Annotated in this window: 21 protein-coding genes; 12 read left to right on the forward strand and 9 right to left on the reverse strand. The window is 63.1% G+C overall.

Annotation, left to right across the window (positions count from 1 at the left end; translation table 11 throughout):
• The first annotated feature begins 77 nt into the window (after positions 1-77).
• The 3 genes from rpoD (at position 78) to ACEW8Q_RS18760 (ending at position 2,987) form a co-directional block, all read left to right on the forward strand.
• Positions 78-2,174, forward strand: a complete 2,097-nt coding sequence (gene rpoD, locus ACEW8Q_RS18750) for an RNA polymerase sigma factor RpoD (RefSeq protein ID WP_373505585.1) — start codon at positions 78-80, stop codon at positions 2,172-2,174.
• A 64-nt stretch (positions 2,175-2,238) separates the two neighbouring features.
• Positions 2,239-2,478, forward strand: coding sequence for a hypothetical protein (locus tag ACEW8Q_RS18755; protein ID WP_373505586.1), 240 nt, complete (start codon positions 2,239-2,241; stop codon positions 2,476-2,478).
• A 188-nt stretch (positions 2,479-2,666) separates the two neighbouring features.
• Complete coding sequence (locus tag ACEW8Q_RS18760; protein ID WP_373505587.1) at positions 2,667-2,987, forward strand: GYD domain-containing protein; 321 nt, start codon at positions 2,667-2,669, stop codon at positions 2,985-2,987.
• 95 nt (positions 2,988-3,082) lie between these two features.
• On the opposite strand, the gene ACEW8Q_RS18765 is transcribed toward ACEW8Q_RS18760, so the two are convergent.
• From ACEW8Q_RS18765 to ACEW8Q_RS18780, 4 genes are all read right to left on the reverse strand, one after another.
• Positions 3,083-4,540, reverse strand: coding sequence for a GMC family oxidoreductase (locus tag ACEW8Q_RS18765; protein ID WP_373505588.1), 1,458 nt, complete (start codon positions 4,538-4,540; stop codon positions 3,083-3,085).
• Positions 4,541-4,600: 60 nt separating this feature from the next.
• On the reverse strand, positions 4,601-5,050 hold the full coding sequence (locus ACEW8Q_RS18770; RefSeq protein WP_373505589.1) for a hypothetical protein: 450 nt from the start codon (positions 5,048-5,050) through the stop codon (positions 4,601-4,603).
• A gap of 16 nt (positions 5,051-5,066) precedes the next feature.
• Positions 5,067-5,432 carry a hypothetical protein gene (locus ACEW8Q_RS18775; RefSeq protein ID WP_373505590.1) on the reverse strand — a complete coding sequence of 122 codons (366 nt, stop codon included), beginning with the start codon at positions 5,430-5,432 and terminating at the stop codon, positions 5,067-5,069.
• A gap of 142 nt (positions 5,433-5,574) precedes the next feature.
• Complete coding sequence (locus ACEW8Q_RS18780; protein ID WP_373505591.1) at positions 5,575-6,462, reverse strand: branched-chain amino acid aminotransferase; 888 nt, start codon at positions 6,460-6,462, stop codon at positions 5,575-5,577.
• 161 nt (positions 6,463-6,623) lie between these two features.
• Here ACEW8Q_RS18780 and ACEW8Q_RS18785 point away from each other — a divergent pair, with 161 nt between their 5' ends.
• From ACEW8Q_RS18785 to ACEW8Q_RS18800, 4 genes are read left to right on the forward strand one after another with little or no spacing between them, the layout of a single operon-like run.
• Positions 6,624-7,115: a MarR family winged helix-turn-helix transcriptional regulator gene (locus ACEW8Q_RS18785; protein ID WP_373505592.1), complete on the forward strand. Its 492-nt coding sequence runs from the start codon at positions 6,624-6,626 to the stop codon at positions 7,113-7,115.
• Entirely contained in the window at positions 7,108-7,788 is a 681-nt protein-coding gene (locus ACEW8Q_RS18790; protein WP_373505593.1) for a response regulator, read from the forward strand. Before ACEW8Q_RS18785 ends, ACEW8Q_RS18790 begins: the two co-directional genes overlap by 8 nt.
• A gap of 14 nt (positions 7,789-7,802) precedes the next feature.
• Entirely contained in the window at positions 7,803-9,152 is a 1,350-nt protein-coding gene (locus ACEW8Q_RS18795; protein WP_373505594.1) for an ATP-binding protein, read from the forward strand.
• Positions 9,153-9,159: 7 nt separating this feature from the next.
• Positions 9,160-9,630 (forward strand): hypothetical protein, encoded by a 471-nt coding sequence (locus ACEW8Q_RS18800; protein ID WP_373505595.1) that lies wholly within the window; start codon positions 9,160-9,162, stop codon positions 9,628-9,630.
• 15 nt (positions 9,631-9,645) lie between these two features.
• Here ACEW8Q_RS18800 and ACEW8Q_RS18805 read toward each other — a convergent pair whose 3' ends face one another.
• From ACEW8Q_RS18805 to ACEW8Q_RS18825, 5 genes are all read right to left on the reverse strand, one after another.
• Entirely contained in the window at positions 9,646-10,260 is a 615-nt protein-coding gene (locus ACEW8Q_RS18805) for a pyridoxamine 5'-phosphate oxidase family protein (protein ID WP_373505596.1), read from the reverse strand.
• 48 nt (positions 10,261-10,308) lie between these two features.
• Positions 10,309-10,644 carry a tRNA-binding protein gene (locus ACEW8Q_RS18810; RefSeq protein WP_373505597.1) on the reverse strand — a complete coding sequence of 112 codons (336 nt, stop codon included), beginning with the start codon at positions 10,642-10,644 and terminating at the stop codon, positions 10,309-10,311.
• A gap of 13 nt (positions 10,645-10,657) precedes the next feature.
• Positions 10,658-11,479: a pyrroline-5-carboxylate reductase gene (gene proC / locus ACEW8Q_RS18815; protein WP_373505605.1), complete on the reverse strand. Its 822-nt coding sequence runs from the start codon at positions 11,477-11,479 to the stop codon at positions 10,658-10,660.
• Positions 11,476-11,976: a YbjN domain-containing protein gene (locus ACEW8Q_RS18820; RefSeq protein ID WP_373505598.1), complete on the reverse strand. Its 501-nt coding sequence runs from the start codon at positions 11,974-11,976 to the stop codon at positions 11,476-11,478. Before ACEW8Q_RS18820 ends, proC begins: the two co-directional genes overlap by 4 nt.
• Before the next feature lie 199 nt (positions 11,977-12,175).
• Positions 12,176-12,460, reverse strand: coding sequence for an accessory factor UbiK family protein (locus tag ACEW8Q_RS18825; protein ID WP_373505599.1), 285 nt, complete (start codon positions 12,458-12,460; stop codon positions 12,176-12,178).
• A gap of 117 nt (positions 12,461-12,577) precedes the next feature.
• Between ACEW8Q_RS18825 and lgt the strand changes: the two genes are divergently transcribed.
• The 5 genes from lgt to ACEW8Q_RS18850 form a co-directional block, all read left to right on the forward strand.
• Positions 12,578-13,414, forward strand: a complete 837-nt coding sequence (lgt, locus tag ACEW8Q_RS18830) for a prolipoprotein diacylglyceryl transferase (RefSeq protein ID WP_373505600.1) — start codon at positions 12,578-12,580, stop codon at positions 13,412-13,414.
• Positions 13,401-14,456 (forward strand): class I SAM-dependent methyltransferase, encoded by a 1,056-nt coding sequence (locus ACEW8Q_RS18835; protein ID WP_373505601.1) that lies wholly within the window; start codon positions 13,401-13,403, stop codon positions 14,454-14,456. Before lgt ends, ACEW8Q_RS18835 begins: the two co-directional genes overlap by 14 nt.
• The gene (gene pgeF, locus ACEW8Q_RS18840; RefSeq protein ID WP_373505602.1) at positions 14,453-15,220 is read left to right on the forward strand and encodes a peptidoglycan editing factor PgeF; all 768 of its coding nucleotides are present in this window, start codon (positions 14,453-14,455) and stop codon (positions 15,218-15,220) included. The genes ACEW8Q_RS18835 and pgeF overlap by 4 nt, the downstream gene beginning before the upstream one ends.
• A 3-nt stretch (positions 15,221-15,223) precedes the next feature.
• On the forward strand, positions 15,224-16,375 hold the full coding sequence (locus ACEW8Q_RS18845; RefSeq protein WP_373505603.1) for a M24 family metallopeptidase: 1,152 nt from the start codon (positions 15,224-15,226) through the stop codon (positions 16,373-16,375).
• 2 nt (positions 16,376-16,377) lie between these two features.
• Positions 16,378-17,536 (forward strand): hypothetical protein (locus ACEW8Q_RS18850; RefSeq protein WP_373505604.1); only part of this gene is annotated, 1,159 nt, incomplete at its 3' end.

Consider the following 17,536-nt stretch of genomic DNA (forward strand, 5'->3'; position numbering starts at 1 on the left):
TAGGCCCCTAGTTTTGACCCCGAATCACAACACTGCTAATGGCGGGATTTCCCGTCCAGAAGATCGAGGACTGTTTCATGGCCCGAGCCCAAGTGCGCGCAAACGCCCCTGACGAGCAGGAACCGCAGACCCAAGGCGACGAAGCCGAGGCCCCCGAGGCCGCGGGCGGCGATGGCGGAGACTCGCCTATCCTCGATATGTCGGATGCCGCCGTCAAGCGGATGATCAAGCTCGCCAAGGCGCGTGGCTACGTGACGCTCGATGAGCTGAACGCGGTGCTCCCGTCGGAGGATACGAGCCCGGAGCAGATCGAAGACGTGATGGCGATGCTCAACGAGATGGGCATCAACGTAGTCGAATCCGAAGAAGAAACCGACAACCTCGCCACCAAGGTGGAAGCGGAAGCCGAGGGCGAGTCCACCGAGACGGCCCTCATCAAGGTCGAAGCCGCCAAGCTCCCCGCCGACCGCACGGACGATCCCGTCCGCATGTATCTCCGCGAGATGGGGCAGGTGGAGCTCCTGTCGCGCGAGGGCGAAATTGCCATCGCCAAGCGCATCGAGGCCGGCCGCGAAGCGATGATCGCGGGGCTTTGCGAAAGCCCGCTCACCTTCCAGGCCATCATCATCTGGCGCGACGAGCTGAACGAAGCCAAGATCCTGCTGCGCGACATCATCGACCTCGAAGCGACCTATGCCGGCCCCGATGCCAAGAAGCAGGGCCCGGTGCAGACGCCCGCACCCTACGTTCCGCCCAAGGAAGAAGTGAAGAAGAAGGCCGAAGCCAAGCGTGCCGAGGCCAAGCGCGCCGCGTTCAAGCGCCCGTCGGACGACGAGTTCGGCGATGTGCTTTCCCCCGAGGATTTCGACAAGCCGCAAGTGGAAGAGGATGACGACGAGGAGGGTGACGACCTCGGTGTGTCGCTCTCCGCCATGGAAGCGGAGCTGAAGCCCAAGGTTCTCGAAATCTTCGACAACATAGCGCGGAACTACAAGTCGCTCCGCAAGCTGCAGGACCAGGAAGTGGCCGAGGGCACCGAGCTCTCGCCCTCCCAGGAGCGCCGCTACAAGAAGCTCCGCGAAGAGATCGTGGCAGAAGTGAAGTCGCTTTCCTTGAACAACGCCCGCATCGAGGCGCTGGTCGAGCAGCTCTATGACATCAACAAGCGCCTCAACGCGCTTGAGGGCCGCCTCATGCGCCTGGCCGAGACCTACAAGGTGCCGCGCGGCGAGTTCCTGAAAGAATACCAGTCCCACGAGCTTGACCCCGATTGGCTGAAGCGCGTGGCGCGGCTTGCCAAGTTCGGCTGGAAGAAGTTCGTCAATGACGAGAAGGATTCGATCAAGGTCATCCGCGACGAGATCTTCGAACTCGCCACCGCGACTGGCCTGCAGATCCCTGAATACCGCCGCATCGTCGCCATGGTGCAAAAGGGCGAGCGCGAGGCGCGCATCGCAAAGAAGGAAATGGTGGAGGCCAACCTTCGCCTCGTCATTTCAATCGCCAAGAAATATACCAACCGCGGGCTGCAGTTCCTCGATCTCATTCAGGAAGGCAACATCGGCCTGATGAAGGCGGTCGACAAGTTCGAGTACCGCCGCGGCTACAAGTTCTCGACCTATGCCACGTGGTGGATCAGGCAGGCGATCACGCGCTCGATCGCGGACCAGGCCCGCACCATCCGCATCCCCGTGCACATGATCGAGACGATCAACAAGATCGTGCGCACCTCGCGCCAGATGATGCACGAGATCGGCCGCGAGCCGACGCCAGAAGAGCTGGCCGACAAGCTGTCGATGCCGCTCGAGAAGGTGCGCAAGGTGATGAAGATCGCCAAGGAGCCGATCAGCCTCGAAACGCCGGTGGGCGATGAAGAGGATTCACACCTCGGAGACTTCATCGAGGACAAGAACGCGATCCTGCCCATCGATGCCGCCATCCAGGCCAACCTGCGCGAGACGACGACCCGCGTTCTGGCCAGCCTCACGCCGCGCGAAGAACGCGTGCTGCGCATGCGCTTCGGCATCGGCATGAACACCGATCACACGCTGGAGGAAGTGGGCCAGCAGTTCTCGGTGACCCGCGAACGCATCCGCCAGATCGAGGCGAAGGCGCTCAGGAAGCTGAAGCATCCGAGCAGGTCAAGGAAGCTCAGGAGCTTCCTGGATAACTGATTTACATGTTCTCGTGGCCGGGTTTGTCCCGGCCATCCAGCCTTCATGCAGAGCAACACGACCCATGCAGAAGCTCCGTGAACTGATCAACCGCTTGCCGTTGAGCATCGTCGCAATCGCCTGCCTCACTCTCGGCCTTGCTCCTTTTGTGCCTGCGCCGCATGTCTGGGAAAAACTCCGCATGCTGACATCAGGCACACTCAACCGGCCCATCGACATTCTCGACCTGTTGATGCATGGCGCGCCGTTCATCGTGGCGGGCGTGAAATTCGCTCTCATGCCAAGTAGCCAACGCCAAGCCTGACGCGATAGGGCCAACCGCAGGATGCAGCGTACCCCGCATTCAAACGGATAATTCCACCAATGTTATTGATTGCAAACGCTTCTGATAGGTCTAGCGTCATGCCCTCTTGGCAGTGCCGTGCAAGACAACAGTCTGCGGCACGTTGCCTTGACGAGGCCGTTGCGATGCAACGGAAATGGGAGGACGGCATGGCAAAGTACATGTGGACGGGCAGTTACACCGCAGAAGGAACCAGGGGTGTGATCGCAGAAGGCGGTTCGTCGCGGAAGGCTGTGGTCGAGAAGATGGTGGCCTCGGTCGGCGGCAAGCTAGAGTGCTTTTACTTTTCCATGGGTTCGGACGACCTGGTGATCATCATGGACGGGCCGGACAATGTCAGCGCCGCCGCCATCTCGCTTACCGTAGCTGCATCCGGTGCGGCCTCCGGCAGGCTTACTGTGCTGATGACGCCTGAAGAGGTAGATCAGGCAGCAAAGAAGTCGCCTGCCTATCGGGTGCCGGGCGCCTGATGAAGATCGTTACCTGAGTAGTGCAGAGGGCCGCTTCACCCGTTTCACGGGTGAGGCGGCGCTTCATTGCGGTCATGTATGCAATATGAGGGCTCTCACCCCGCGATCACACACTCCGCCGCTTTCTCCGCTGTCATCATCACGGCTGAGTTGATGTTCACCGTGATGAGGGAGGGGAACACCGAGGCGTCGGCGATGAAGAGGTTTTCGGTGCCCATCACTTTCAGGTCCGGCGTCACCACGCGGCCGATCGCGGCGGTGGAGCAGGGGTGGTAGACCGTTTCACACACGTGGGTGATGTAGTCGATCCAGTCGGCATCGCTCTGGACGTCCGGGCCGGGGTGGATTTCGGCGCGCACCAGTTTTCGCATCGCCGCCGTGTGGCCTATCTTGCGCGTCACCCGCATGGCGCGGAGCAGCAGGTCGAGGTCCGACGGGTCGGAGAAGTAATTGAGGTTGATGACGGGCTTGTCCGTCATGGCCGGGCCTGAGAGCCGCACCTCGCCCTCGCTCTTCGCGCGCGTCACGTTGGGCGAGGCCTTGACGGCCGGGCCATGGGTGACGAGGCGCGGATGGTCGCCGTATTTCTCGCGCACCCGCAAGCCGAAGTGGAAGAGAATGTCGGGTGCGGGCGCATCCGCATCGAACTGCAGCATCATCGTCGCCTCGAAGGGGCAGATTTCCCAGTCGGCGATGGGCTCGTGCGTTTCCCATACGACAGGCGCCGCCACATGGTCGCGCAGGTGCTGGCCCAGATGCGGCAGGTCAGCCAGCACCTCGATGCCGTGCTCCTTCAGGTGCGCGGCGGGGCCCAGCCCCGACACCATCATCAGTTGCGGCGTCTGGATCGAGCCGCAAGCGAGGATGACGCCCTTCGCGGCATGGATTGTTCCCCGCGAAGTTTCGGCGCCGATGGCTTTCCTGCCATCGAACAGCAGCCGCGTGGCCATGCAGTCCGTCAAGATTTCGAGATGCTTCGGCAGGGCCGCGATCGGGTGCAGATAGGCGACGGAGGAGGACTGGCGGAGCCTGCCCCTGGCGTTCAGCGGAAACACCCCGGCGCCCGGCTTCACGTCCTTCGAGAAGTTGACTTCGGGCAGTCCCATTTCCTTGCCTGCCTCGATGAAGGCGCGGCTGGCGGGATGGCAGGGGGCGGGCTCGATAGTGATGGTGTCGAGGATGCGCTGCCAGTAGGGCGCCATGGCCTCGGCATTCCAGCCGGTGGCACCAAGGCGCTCCCATTCGTCGAAGTCGGATGCCGGCGGGCGGATGAAAGCGCAGTCGTTGTGGTTGGCGCAGCCACCCAGCAGCCTGGCGCGGGCGTATTTGAGTTCCGGCGCAGCACCCTTCAACGTGGAGGCCGTGAAGCCCCAATCATAGGCGTCCGTCTGCTCGTCGAGTCGCTTCAGGTCGGTCGCTGCAGGGTCACCCTCATCGGGCTCACCGGCTTCGAGGAGGATGATGCCGCCCGCAGTCATTTCGCTGAGCCGCTTGGCGACGACGGCTCCCGAGGAGCCGCCGCCGATGATGAGGTAGTCGCAATTTGCCGTCATGATGGCACAGTGCCCTGATGCGCGGTCCGCCTCAAGGCCTGTCCTTCGCCACCCACGGGCTCATTGCCAGAAGTGGATGTTCTCCGGGTCGGCCTTGGACGCGGCGGCATCGGCGCAGAAGGCCTCCTTGTGGAGCGCGCCCTCGGCGAGGAAGATGCCCTTGGCGGTGCCCAGCGTGAGCAGCACATTCGAGAGCCGTTCAATATGCTCTTCGTCCGTCATTGCGGGATCGCCCGACGTGACGATCTCGTTCATGGAGGCCCCGACCTTCGTCACATCGAGGTCGATGCCGTCACAAAGTCGCGCGGCCGCTGAATGATAGGCGATGCTGTTGACGAGCGCGTGCTGCTTCTCGGTGAGCACGCCCTCGAAGTCGGCGAGTGCCGCCTTCCAGGCATCGTCGATGCGGAGGTCGTCGGCACTGGCAGAGCCAGTCATGCCGAGGCTGGCGAGACCGAAAAGGGCTGCTGCTGCGGCGGCGTGACGGAGATCGTTCAGAAATGATGTCATTGACCGGGCGCTCCTGTCAGTAGCCATAGACGCGGCGCGTCCACTTCGAGGCATAGCTGCCGTTGTTGTTGTAGCAGACGCGCTGCGCCGAGTAGCAGACGACGTTGGACGCCGGGCTGTAGACCTTGGCGAAATAGGGGTCATAGGCACCCGGCGCATAGGGCGGATTGTAGCCGTTGTAATAGATCTTCTTGTTGTGATGGTGCTGGTCGGAGAGGGCTGCACCCACGCCAATCCCGACGATGCCGCCCACGATGGCGGCGCCCACGGCCGAATTGTTCTTGGCCGAGGTCTGCTGCGGAACGGCCGTGGCGAGGCCTGCGCCTGCGAGCACGGCCGCGAACAGCGACAGGCCCGATCTTGGTGTCACTCGTCTTGTCATGGGATTCTCACTCCATTGCGTTGACGCAACCGTAATTTGCAATTGCGCCGCCGTCAAATCTCTCGGAACCTGCAGACACAAGCGCAAATCGAAACGGCCACCGGAGGGTCTCCGGTGACCGTTCAGATAGCGTTCGTGAAAATCAGGCCGCCTTCGACGTCGGGCGCACGGCATTGGTGTAGCTGTCCATCATGGTGCGGCTGATGTTGCCGGGCTTGAAGGTATAGGGGCCGATTTCCGCCACCGGCGTCACCTCCGCCGCGGAGCCGACGATGAAGCACTCGTTGAAGCTCGGAAGCTCGTCCGGCATGATCCGGCGCTCGATGATCTCGAGGCCCTGTTCCTTTGCGAGCGCGATCACCGTCTGGCGGGTGATGCCATTCAGGAAGCAGTCGGCGATGGGCGTGTGGATGGCGCCGTCGCGGGTGAAGAAGATGTTGGCACCGGTGCACTCGGCAACGCGGCCTTGCCAGTCGAGCATCATGGCGTCGGCATAGCCCTTCTGCTCGGCCTTGTGCTTCGAGATGGTGCAGATCATGTAGAGGCCAGCGGCCTTGGCATGAACCGGCGCGCACATGGGATCGGGGCGCCGATAGTCCGCGATGTCGAGCTTGATGCCCTTCATCTTGGTTTCGGGATCAAACATCGAAGGCCACGCCCATGTGGCGATGGCGACATGGATCTTGTTGTGCTGGGCGGAGACGGCCATCATCTCGGAGCCGCGCCATGCAACGGGACGCACATACTGGTCGCCGCCGCCGTTGAGTTCCACGACCTTGTCTTTTGCGGCGTTCAGTTCCTCGACCGAATAGGGGATCGTGAAATCCATGATTTCGGCCGACTTGTGCAGTCGCACAGAATGTTCCGCCGATTTGAAGATGACGCCGCCATAGGCGCGTTCGCCCTCGAACACGGAAGAGCCGTAGTGCAGCCCGTGTGTCAGGACATGGACCTTGGCCTCCTTCCAGGGCACGATCTCGCCGTTGAACCAGATCCAGCCGTCGCGTTGATCGAAGGGAATGATGGTCATGGCTTTGATGCTCCTGTCGGGCCTATAAGAGTTGAGGAACGGACCGCGAGAGGTGGTTCGCGCAACAACATTTCGTTATGTGATGGTTCAACGTAACAAAATCGGGAAAATATGTCAATATGACTGACATAATTTCTGCCCAAGATTTGAGCGCAGACGGATTGAGTGACCAGGATACGCTTGCGCTGATCGAACTGCTGTTCTTCGCCTATCGCGATTTCGTGTCCGACCCGGACGAGATCCTGGGACAGTTCGGCTTCGGCCGGGCGCATCACCGGGTGGTTCACTTCGTGGGCCGCGACCCCGGAATGACGGTGCAGCAGTTGCTCGACATCCTGCGCATCACCAAGCAGAGCCTGGGGCGTGTGCTGAAGGAACTGATCGACAAGGGCTATGTCTACCAGAAGGAAGGCGAGACGGACCGGCGCCAGCGCCTGCTCTACCTTACCGAAAAGGGCGAAGAGCTTCGCCAGCGCCTGATGGCCCCGCAGATCAGCCGCATCCGCCGCGCCGTGGCGCAGCCCGAGGGCAATGCAGCGCATCTCTACTGCAAGGTGCTCTATCACATGGTGAGCCCCGAAAACCGCGACGCCGTGCGCGACTGGATCGACCGGGTGGGCGTGCTGGGAGGAGGGCCGGCGAGCCGTGGATGATCTTCCCCACATCCTGGTGGTGGACGACGACCGGCGCATCCGCCAGCTTCTCCAGACCTATCTGCTGGAGAATGATTTCCGCGTCTCGGTTGCCGCCTCGGCGGCGGAAGCCCGCGAGAAGATGCGTGGCTTCATGTTCGACCTTCTGGTGCTCGACATCATGATGCCGGGGGAAAGCGGATTGGAGTTCACGCAGTCGCTGCGCGGTGATGGCAATCGCGTTCCGGTGCTGATGCTGTCCGCGCTGGCTGACTCCTCGGACCGCATCGCCGGGCTGGAGAAGGGCAGCGACGACTATCTGCCGAAGCCCTTCGAGCCGCGCGAGCTTCTGCTCCGGATCAGGGCCTTGCTGCGGAGGCAGGAGGTGCAAGGCCGATCGCGCGCCGAAGTTCAGTTCGGGCCCTTCGTGTTCCATGTCCAGCGCGGCGAATTGCGGAAAGGCTCCGAGCCGGTCAGGCTGACAACGCGCGAGAAGGATTTCCTCAGGACGCTGGCCGCGCGCGCCGGAAGCCCTGTGCCGCGCGGCGAACTGGCGCCCGAGGGATCGGAAGAGGGCGCACGCAGCGTGGACGTGCAGATCAACCGGCTGCGCCAGAAGATCGAGGACGATCCGTCGAACCCTGTCTATCTCCAGACCGTGCGCGGCGCCGGCTATGTTCTCCATGTGGACTGAGAGGCGCTAGCGCCATGGCCCGCAACTGGCTCTACAATCGCTTCAACACGTTCCTCGAGCGCCACATGCCGGAAGGGCTGTTTGCGCGCGCGCTGATCATTCTCGTGGCTCCGATGGTGCTGCTGCAGACGATCATGACAGGCCTCATCCTCGACAGGCATTTCGAGAACGTGACGCGCTTGCTGGCCCGCTCCTTCTCGCGCGACGTGAGCCTGCTCGTGCAACTCTACGAGGAATCGGACAAGGGGGCGGCGGCGCGGAGCAGGATCGAGCATCTGGCGAATGAGACGCTGGTCCTCGGCCTGTCCATCCGGGAGGGCGAGGTGCTGCCGGCACCATTGCCCGAGCCCTTGTTCTCGCGCTTCGACACCAGGCTCACGCGCGAGCTTTCGATCGAAACGGGAAAGCAGTTCTGGATCGACAGCAGGGGGCAGCGCGAGTTCGTCGACATCCGCGTGCAGGTGGAGAAGGACATCGTGTTCCGTTTCCTCACCCGCATTGAACGTACGTTGGCCACCAGTACCGACATGCTGCTGCTGTGGATGCTTATCTCTTCACTGTTGCTGCTCGGCATCGCGATCATCTTCCTGCGCAACCAGGTTCGTCCGATCACCGACCTTGCCAGGGCGGCGCAGAGTTTCGGCACGGGCCGCGATGTTGGGGCCTTCAAGCCGCGCGGCGCCCGCGAAGTCCGGCAGGCGGGCGAGGCCTTCCTCGACATGCGCGACCGTATCGCGCGGCAGGTGGAACAACGCACCACGATGCTGGCGGGGGTGAGTCACGATCTCCGCACCATCCTCACGCGCTTCAAGCTGGAACTGGCCTTCCTCGGCGACGGGCCGAAGGTGCAGCCCCTCAAGGAAGACGTGGACGAGATGCAGCGCATGCTGGAGGCCTACATGGCCTTCGTGAAGGGCGATGCGGGCGAGACTGCGCGCGAGGTCGATCTGGCCTCCCTCGTGCAGACGGCCGCGCGCGCGTCCGAACGCGCAGGCGGGTCCGTCGAAGTGGATGTGCCCGTGGGACAGAAGGTGCGAGTGAAGCCCGATGCCTTTGGCCGGTTGCTGGCCAATCTCATCGGCAACGCCGTGCGCTATGCGAAGCGGGTGAGTGTCAGCGCCCGCGTCGCTGACCGGTTGCTGACCCTCAATGTCGATGACGACGGGCCGGGCATCCCGGAGGAGAAGCGGGCCGAAGCCTTCCGCCCCTTTGTGCGCCTCGACAACGCGCGCAACCTGGACGAGACCGGCACAGGCCTTGGACTTGCGATTGCACTCGACATCGCGCGGGCCCATGGTGGGGAACTGAAGCTCGAAGACAGTCCCCAAGGCGGGCTTCGCGCGGTGGTGCAGATCCCGGTATGAGGAACCCATGATGGATTATCGTCTCGACCCGCTCTGGCTGAAACTCAACATGATGAATGCGCAAGGCATGCAGTCCTTCGCGCCCATGATGCAGATGGTGGAACAGCAGATGGGGACCAATGCCGAGATGGCGCAGCGCGTCATCGAGGAATACCGGAAGTTCCTGTTTCTCGCGATGCGCACGGGCCATCAGGTGATTCCGCCCGGCATCATCAGCGACGTGTGGATGAGCCACATGCAGAATGCCCAGAACTACTGGGAGAACCTCGCCAAGATGATCACCGAGAGGCCGGCGGCGGGCGGCATGGATGCGAAGACCATGGGCAATGTGGGCGACGCCTGGGCCGCGACGCTGAAATCCTACGAGACGATCTTCGGCACCAAGCCCCCGATGGACATATGGGGCAATGGCCCGGCGCCAGAGAATCCCTGGGAGCAGGGAATGCGGAACATGCGGAAGATGTTCGGGATGGAATAGGCCGGACGGGCCTTCCTACCACATGCTCGCCCTCGCGCGTCCGGGCCACTCGGCATCATAGGACGCGCCATCGATATCTGCCTTCGACAGGGACTCCAGTATCGTGCCCGGCGTTGGAAGGACCGATGTGTCAGCATGAGCTGTCTGATCCCAGAGCTTCGCGCGGAGAACAGCGCGGGCGCACTGGAAGTAGGCTGCCCTGACAGACACGATGATCGCGCTGCGCGGCGCCTTGTCTTCCACCGCGAAGGATTGCAGCAGTTCGGGGTCCACGGAAATCACGGCCCGGCCGTTGACGCGGAATGTGGTGCCTGATCCCGGAATGAGAAACAGAAGGGCCACGCGCGGGTCACGCACGATGTTGCGCAAGCTGTCGATGCGGTTGTTGCCGCGGCGGTCCGGCATGATGAGCGTGCGGTCGTCGGCGATGCGGACGAAGCCCGCGGCATCGCCGCGCGGGCTGCAATCGAGGCCTTCGGGACCTGTGGTCGCCAGCGCCACGAAGGGCGAGGCCTCAATGAGCTTGCGATACTCGGGCGTCAGGTAATCGACCTCCTTCACCGTGGAGGCAGGTGTCGGCGCCGCGCGGTAGATGTCTTCGAGGTCTTCAATCGAGCGGATGATAGTCATGGCGCATTCCTTTTCGGGGGCTGCGGCTAGACCCTCAATGTGACGGTTTCAGAACAGCCGGCCACCGTTCGGCACCTTGCGCTCCACCGCCGTCAGGATCACCTCGCCCGCCTCGTCGGGGAAGCCGAGGGTCAAGACTTCCGACATGAAGGGGCCGATCTGGCGGGGCGGGAAATTGATCACCGCCGCCACCTGCCGGCCCATGAGCGTGTCAGGCGTGTAGTATTTCGTGATTTGTGCCGAGGACTTCTTCAGGCCGATCTCGGGTCCGAAGTCGATCCTCAGCTTGAAGGCTGGCTTGCGGGCTTCCGGGAATGGATCGACCCCGACGATGGTGCCCACACGGATGTCGACCTTCATGAAGTCGTCGAAGGAAATGGTCATCGGTTGCAGTCCTTCAGCTCGCCAGTTCGCGCGAGCGCTGTGTTGCAGCCGCGATGGCCGCGTCGAAGAGGGGCTGCATGCCATTCTCCGCCATCAGCACCTGAAGGGCCGCATAGGTCGTACCCTTGGGAGAGGTGACGTTCTGGCGAAGTGTCGCCGCCTTGATCCCCGATTGCCGCATGAGTTCGCCTGAGCCCGCTACAGTGGCGCGCGCCAACTGCATGGCGAGGTCTTTCGGGAGCCCCACCTTCTCGCCTGCTGCCGCAAGGCATTCGGTGAGATAGAAGACATAGGCCGGCCCCGAGCCCGAGACCGCCGTGACGGCATCGATCATGGCTTCGTTCTCGACCGTCACCACTTCGCCCACCGCTTCGAGAAGCGTGCGGGCCAGCGCCAACTGCGCAGGAGAGACATTTGCATTGGAGGCCATGGCGGTAATCCCCCGGCCCACTGCAGCAGGCGTGTTGGGGATCGTGCGGATGACAGCGGCATCGGCGCCGAAATGCTGTTCGTAACTGGCGATGGTCTTTCCTGCAGCAACCGACAGGATCAGCGGGCGCGAGGATTTCAACGGCACGATTGCCGGCAGCACGTTCTCCATCAGCTGCGGCTTCACTGCAATGATGACGACCTCGGCATCCGTGACGTCTGACACGGGTGGATTGAGGCGCACACCCGCAGTCTCGATCACCGCTCTGACTTCAGGCGGCGGAGAAGGATCGATCGCCACGATCTTCTTCGGATCGGCGCCGCCCTTGAGCCAGCCTTCCAGCATGGCGCCGCCCATCTTGCCCGCGCCCACCAGCACGAGGGTTCCCGTGAGCTTCACCATCAGGCTTCTCCCATCGTGTCGATCATCGCCGCATCGAGCGCATCGGCGGCATTCTGTCCAGCCCAGACCACGAACTGCACGGCCGGAAAATAGCGGTCGCAGGTTTCAACCGCGAACCGGATCAGCCCCTCGCATTGTGCGTCGTTCACGTCCGCACCGCCCGACAGAAGGAGCGTGTTGCGGAAGACGAGGCTGCCGTCGGAGTGCCAGAGATCGAAATGGCCCACGAGCAGATGCTCGTTGACCCGGGCCAGCAGTTTTGCGGCCTCGTCGCGGCGGGCTGGCGGCACTTTCATCTCGAGGCTCACCGCGACATGAAGGATCTCGAACTCGTCGCGCCAGTTGAGGGAGACGGTCATGTTGCTCCAACCGCCGGCGACCTCCATGGTCACCTCGGCCGGGTTGGTGCGCGAAAACGCCCAGTCATAGGCCTCCGCAATCCGCTCGACGCGGTCGAGGGGGTTGGACAGGTCGTCGCTTTCAAAGGCCTCAAGGCCCATCACTCAATCCTCCGTCGGCTGACGAATCACCTGTGCAGCCACGCAGGCGAAAGTGCCCAAGGTATTGAGTCGCTTCAAGAGTCGGAGTTGCCAGGAGGTTGATTCCTCCACAGGCGATTTGCCGTAAATCCTAAATACCTGTGCAAATCACGCAAATGCGCGTTCCCGAGAGTCAAGAACGCGCAGCCGCTGTATCGGTTCAGTCGGCGCGGGTGTCGGAGGCTGATTCCGCTGCCATCCCGAGCTTCAGCTCAAGCGCCGCAAGCCGCGATGCAAGGGCGTCGTTTTCCTCGCGGGCCTTCTGCGCCATGGCTTTCACGGCCTCGAACTCTTCGCGCTTCACCAGTTCCATGTTGTTGAGCAGGCGCTCAAGCTGGGACTGGATCAGCGTATCCACCTCGCGGCGCACACCCTGCGCCGCACCGGCGGCATTGGTCATCAGCTTGGCCATCTCGTCGAAAAAGCGGGTCTGGCTCGTGGTCATGGGATGGGCCCTTTCGTTTCCCGCTAGCTATGGCTTTTACGCCGCCACTTCAAGATGCGGCATCGCCACAGCCCAAGGCTTGACCTTCAGGGCGGCCTCGCCCAGTGTCCGCCCGCAATGATTTCCGAAGCCTCCGCATTCGCCGTCCTGCCGTTCCCCGGCATCGATCCCGTGCTCTTCGAAATCGGGCCATTCGCCGTCCGCTGGTATGCGCTGGCCTATATCGCGGGGCTGATCTTCGCCTCCTGGTACATGAAGCGGCTGGTGTCCAATCCCGCACTCTGGGGCCGGGTCAAGCCTTCGATGACGGTGCCGCAGGTCGACGATTTCTTCCTGTGGTCGGTGCTGGGCGTCGTGCTGGGCGGCAGGCTTGGCTACGTGCTTTTCTACAAGCCGGTGTTCTATGCCGCCAATCCATTGGAAATCCTCAAGGTTTGGGACGGCGGCATGTCGTTTCACGGTGGGTTCCTGGGTGTCGTCGTGGCCTGCGTCCTGTTTGGCCGGCGCATCGGGACCGGACTGGACCGGATGCTCGATCTCGGTGCGGCCTCGGTGCCCGTTGGGCTAGGGCTGGGGCGGCTTGCGAATTTCATCAATGGCGAATTGTGGGGGCGGGCGACGGATGTGCCGTGGGCCTTCGTCTTTCCGGGTGATGACACGCTGCTTCCCCGCCACCCGAGCCAGCTCTACGAGGGTGTTCTCGAAGGCCTCGTGCTGTTCCTTGCGGTGCGTATCGCCACCCACCGTTATGGTGCGCTCCAGCACGCGGGGCGTGCCTCGGGGATATTCGCCCTGGGCTATGGCCTTTCGCGCATCGTGGTCGAATTCTTCCGGGAACCGGATTCGTTCCTTGGTTACTTCGCGGGCTTCATCACCATGGGCATGATCCTGTCGCTGCCGCTCTGCGCGGTCGGGATCTGGCTGCTCCTGAGGTCGCGCCGTGAGCCCGATTGAACAGGTGATCCGCGAGATGATCGGCATCGAAGGGCCCATGCGCCTCGACCGCTACATGAGCCTCTGCCTTGGCCACCCGGTACATGGCTATTACATGAGCCGCGACCCCCTTGGCGAAAAGGGCGACTTCATCACCGCGCCAGAAATCTCGCAGACCTTCGGCGAGCTGATCGCGATCTGGTGCGTTGGCGCGTGGGCGGCGATGGGTAGCCCGGCGGCGTTCAATCTCGTCGAACTCGGTCCGGGGCGCGGCACGCTGATGGCCGACATTTTGCGCACGGTGCGCAAGGCTGCTCCTGCATTCGCCTCCGCGGCCTTGGTGCAGCTTGTCGAGACAAGCCCGGTGCTTCGCCAGCGCCAGCGGGACGCACTGGAGGGGCAGGCGCGCTGGCACGATAGCCTTGATGATGTGCCCGATGGCCCGATGATTCTCGTGGCGAACGAATTCTTTGATGCTTTGCCCATCCGCCAATTCGAAAAATGGCAGGGGCGCTGGCATGAGCGTGTGATGGGCCTTGAAGACGGCGGGCTCACCATCGGTCTGGCGCCCATCGACCTCGCACCTCTCGGCACGGACGGCGATGTCATCGAATCAGCGCCGGTGCGAAACCGGATCGCGGAAGACATCGGGTTTCGCCTCGCGCGCAATCCGGGCGCCGCGCTCATCGTGGACTACGGCCACCTCGTGAGTGCGCCCGGTGACACGCTGCAGGCCATGCGCGGGCATCGCTACGTTTCTCTCACGGAATCGCCGGGCGACTGCGACCTGACCTCGCATGTGGATTTCGAGGCGCTGGCCAAGGGCTTTCGCGCAGGTGGCGCCACGGCATGGCCCGCCATCACGCAACGCGCATTCCTGCTTGCCATGGGACTCGAACAACGGATCGCGCGTCTGGCCTCGCGTTCGGAGCCCGCCACGCGTGCCGTGCTTGAGCGGCAGATGAGAAGACTTGCAGCCGAGGACCAGATGGGTAACCTGTTCAAGGTTATGGCGGCAACGTCGCCCGGACTTGCAACGACCTATCCCTTCGGATCGACATGATACAGACCGACGCTCTCACGCATGACGGCATCTCGCATGGCTTCTTCACGCGGGAAGGCGGATTCTCGACCGGAATATTTTCATCGCTCAACTGCGGGTTGGGATCGGGTGATGAACGCGACACGGTTCTGATGAATCGGGCGCTGGTCGCGCAGTCTCTCGGCGTCTCGCCCTCACACCTGCTCTCGGCGTGGCAGATTCACAGTGCCGAGGCCGCCGTCGTCGACGGGCCGTGGACGAGCGAGGAACGGCCGCGTGCCGATGCGCTGGTGACGAAGACGCCGGGTGTCGGGCTTGGCGTTCTCACCGCCGATTGCGGGCCGGTGCTGTTTGCGGACAGGCAAGCGGGCGTGATCGGTGCCGCGCATGCCGGTTGGAAAGGTGCGCTCACCGGCGTCACCACGCGGACGCTGGAGGTGATGGAGGGGGAAGGCGCCACGCGCGCCAATATCACCGCCGTCATCGGCCCGATGATTTCACGGGCGGCCTATGAAGTGGGGCCGGAATTTCCGGCACGCTTCATCGACGCCGATCCTGAGAATGCCCGCTACTTCACGCCATCGGCCCGCGCCGGACATGCGATGTTCGACCTTCCGGCCTATCTCGAAGACCGCCTCACATCGGAGGGTGTCGGACGCGTCGTCAATCTGTCACTGTGCACGTTTGGTGACGAAATGCGATTCTTCAGCTATCGCCGGACGACCCACCGCAACGAAAAAGACTATGGACGGCTCATCTCGGCAATTTCCTTGAACAAGGACTGATACATGGCTCTGCATTTCGAACGCGCCGAATACGACCGCCGGATCGCCGCCGTTCGCGCCGCGATGGCACGCGACGGCCTCGATGGCCTGCTGATGTTCCAGCAGGAGAGCATGTATTATCTCACCGGCTACGACACGTTCGGCTTCTGCTTCTTCCAGTGCCTGTATCTGGGAGCCGACGGCAAGCTGGCGCTCCTGACGCGATCCCCCGATCTCCGCCAGGCGCAGCACACGTCCATCATCGAGGACATCCGCATCTGGACTGATGCTGCCGGCGCGCAGCCCGCAGCACAGTTGAAGGACATGCTTGCGTCCCTCGGCGCCAAGGGCAAGCGGCTCGGCATCGAGAGCCAGTCCTATGGCCTCACGCATTTCAATGGCAAGGCCGTGGATGCAGCACTTGACGGTTTCTGCAAGCTTGCCGATGCCAACGACCTCGTGAACATGATCCGTGTCGTGAAGTCCAAGGCCGAACTCAAGTATGTCCGCAAGGCGGGCGAACTTGGCGATGCGGCGTTGAAGGCGGCGATCCGCAAGACCAAGGCGGGGGCGGACGAGGGTGAAATCCTCGCCGCTCAACAAGGTGCGATCTTCGCCGGGGGTGGCGACTATCCGGCCAACGAGTTCATCATCGGCTCGGGCAGGGACGCGTTGCTCTGCCGCTCCAAGTCGGGCCGCCGCAAGCTCTCGAAGCGCGACCAGCTCACCCTCGAGTGGGCGGGCGTCTACCGGCACTATCACGCGGCCTTCATGCGGACGCTGATCATCGGCAAGCCGACGAAGCATCATCTCGCCATGGACGTGGCGGCGCGCGAGGCCCTGGCGGCGGTTGAAGAGCAGTTGAGGCCTGGCCGCACGGCAGGCGAGGTGTTCGCCGCCCATGCCGGGGTGATGGATGCCCATGGCATGAAGGATCACCGGCTCAATGCCTGCGGCTATTCGCTCGGTGCGAAGTTCACCCCGAGCTGGATGGACAACCCGATGTTCTACAAGGACAATCCCGTTGAAATAAAGCCCGGGATGGTGTTCTTCGCCCATATGATCCTGATGAATTCGGACGCGGGCGCGGCGTATTGTCTGGGACGGACCTATATCATTGGGGATAAGAAGCTTGAGCCGGTTTCCCGGCATCCTCTGGAGATGATAGTCCGATAGGCATGCAGCAGCTCGGTTACACCCGCGGGCTGGAGCTTTTCCGGCCCTTCTGGCTTGGGGCGCTTCTTGTGACGCTCGTGATGCTGCTTGCCTCATGCTCGGCCGGGTCGATCCTCACTGATTCCACGACATCCGAGCAGAGGGGCAAGACGGTTCCTCCCGTCACCTTCCAGGAAATCACCGGACTTCCGCCCGCCAAGCTCAGTCAGATGCAGACCGCATTGGTGGTGGCCGGGGGCAACCGTGACATCGGCTTCGTCGAAGGCCGGTTCCAGACTGGAACCTTCGCGCTCACCGGCGCCTTCAAGGCGTTCTCCGACAGCTCGGGCGTCCGCGTCCTCTACCAGTGGCAGTTGCGCGATGACGCGGGCGTGCTGCTGCAGACGATCGACGGCGAGGACAATGCCGGGCTCTCGGAAGCTGCCGACCCATGGACCGTGGTTTCGTCCGCCGTCGTCGACCGGATTGCCCGGCGGACCGTCGAGGACATGGCCCGGAAGCTGGCCCAGATGGGTTACGCGACACGATTGTCGGCGCTCACCGTGCCGCCGGCCGAATACTTCGTGGCGGCGAGCCCCGATGCCCATCGCGAGATCGATTTCGAAACGCTGAACGGTCCCGGGTTGGCGCTTGCCGGGGTGGACATGATCGCGCCGCCCGATGACCCGCAGATGGCGGTCGCCTCGGTGGACCCCATTCCGGGTGAAGCCCAACTCGTCGCCAAGTCCAGGGTGCCGGAAGAGCCGGCCTCGTCCGCCCCCGACGAGGAATCATCGCAGGTGGCCAGCGCCGGGCCCAAGGCGCAACCGGTGCCCGAACCCAAGACAACCGCGAAGACGGCCTCAAAGGCCGGCAAGAGCGATTCCCAGAACGCAAAGGCCGGGCAGGTCGAGATTCGGGCCGTGGCGGTCGTGGCGGTCAAGGGCTCGCCGGGTGGTGGCGATGCCGAACTGACAGCGGCGCTTCGCAAGACCCTGATCGATGCCGGGTGGCCGGTGGTGACCAAGCCGCAACCCGATGCGCTGACCATCATCGGCCGGGTGAAGGTCGCGTCGAAGGGCGAGGCCAGCCAGTCCGTCTCGGTCCGCTGGGAGGTGCAGTCTCCCGACGGCAAGACGCTGGGCGATGTGAAGCAGGCCAATGACGTGCCGCGCGGCGCGC

The organism is Aestuariivirga sp. (assembly GCF_041738905.1).
In the GTDB taxonomy this organism is placed as follows: Bacteria; Pseudomonadota; Alphaproteobacteria; order Rhizobiales; family Aestuariivirgaceae; genus Aestuariivirga.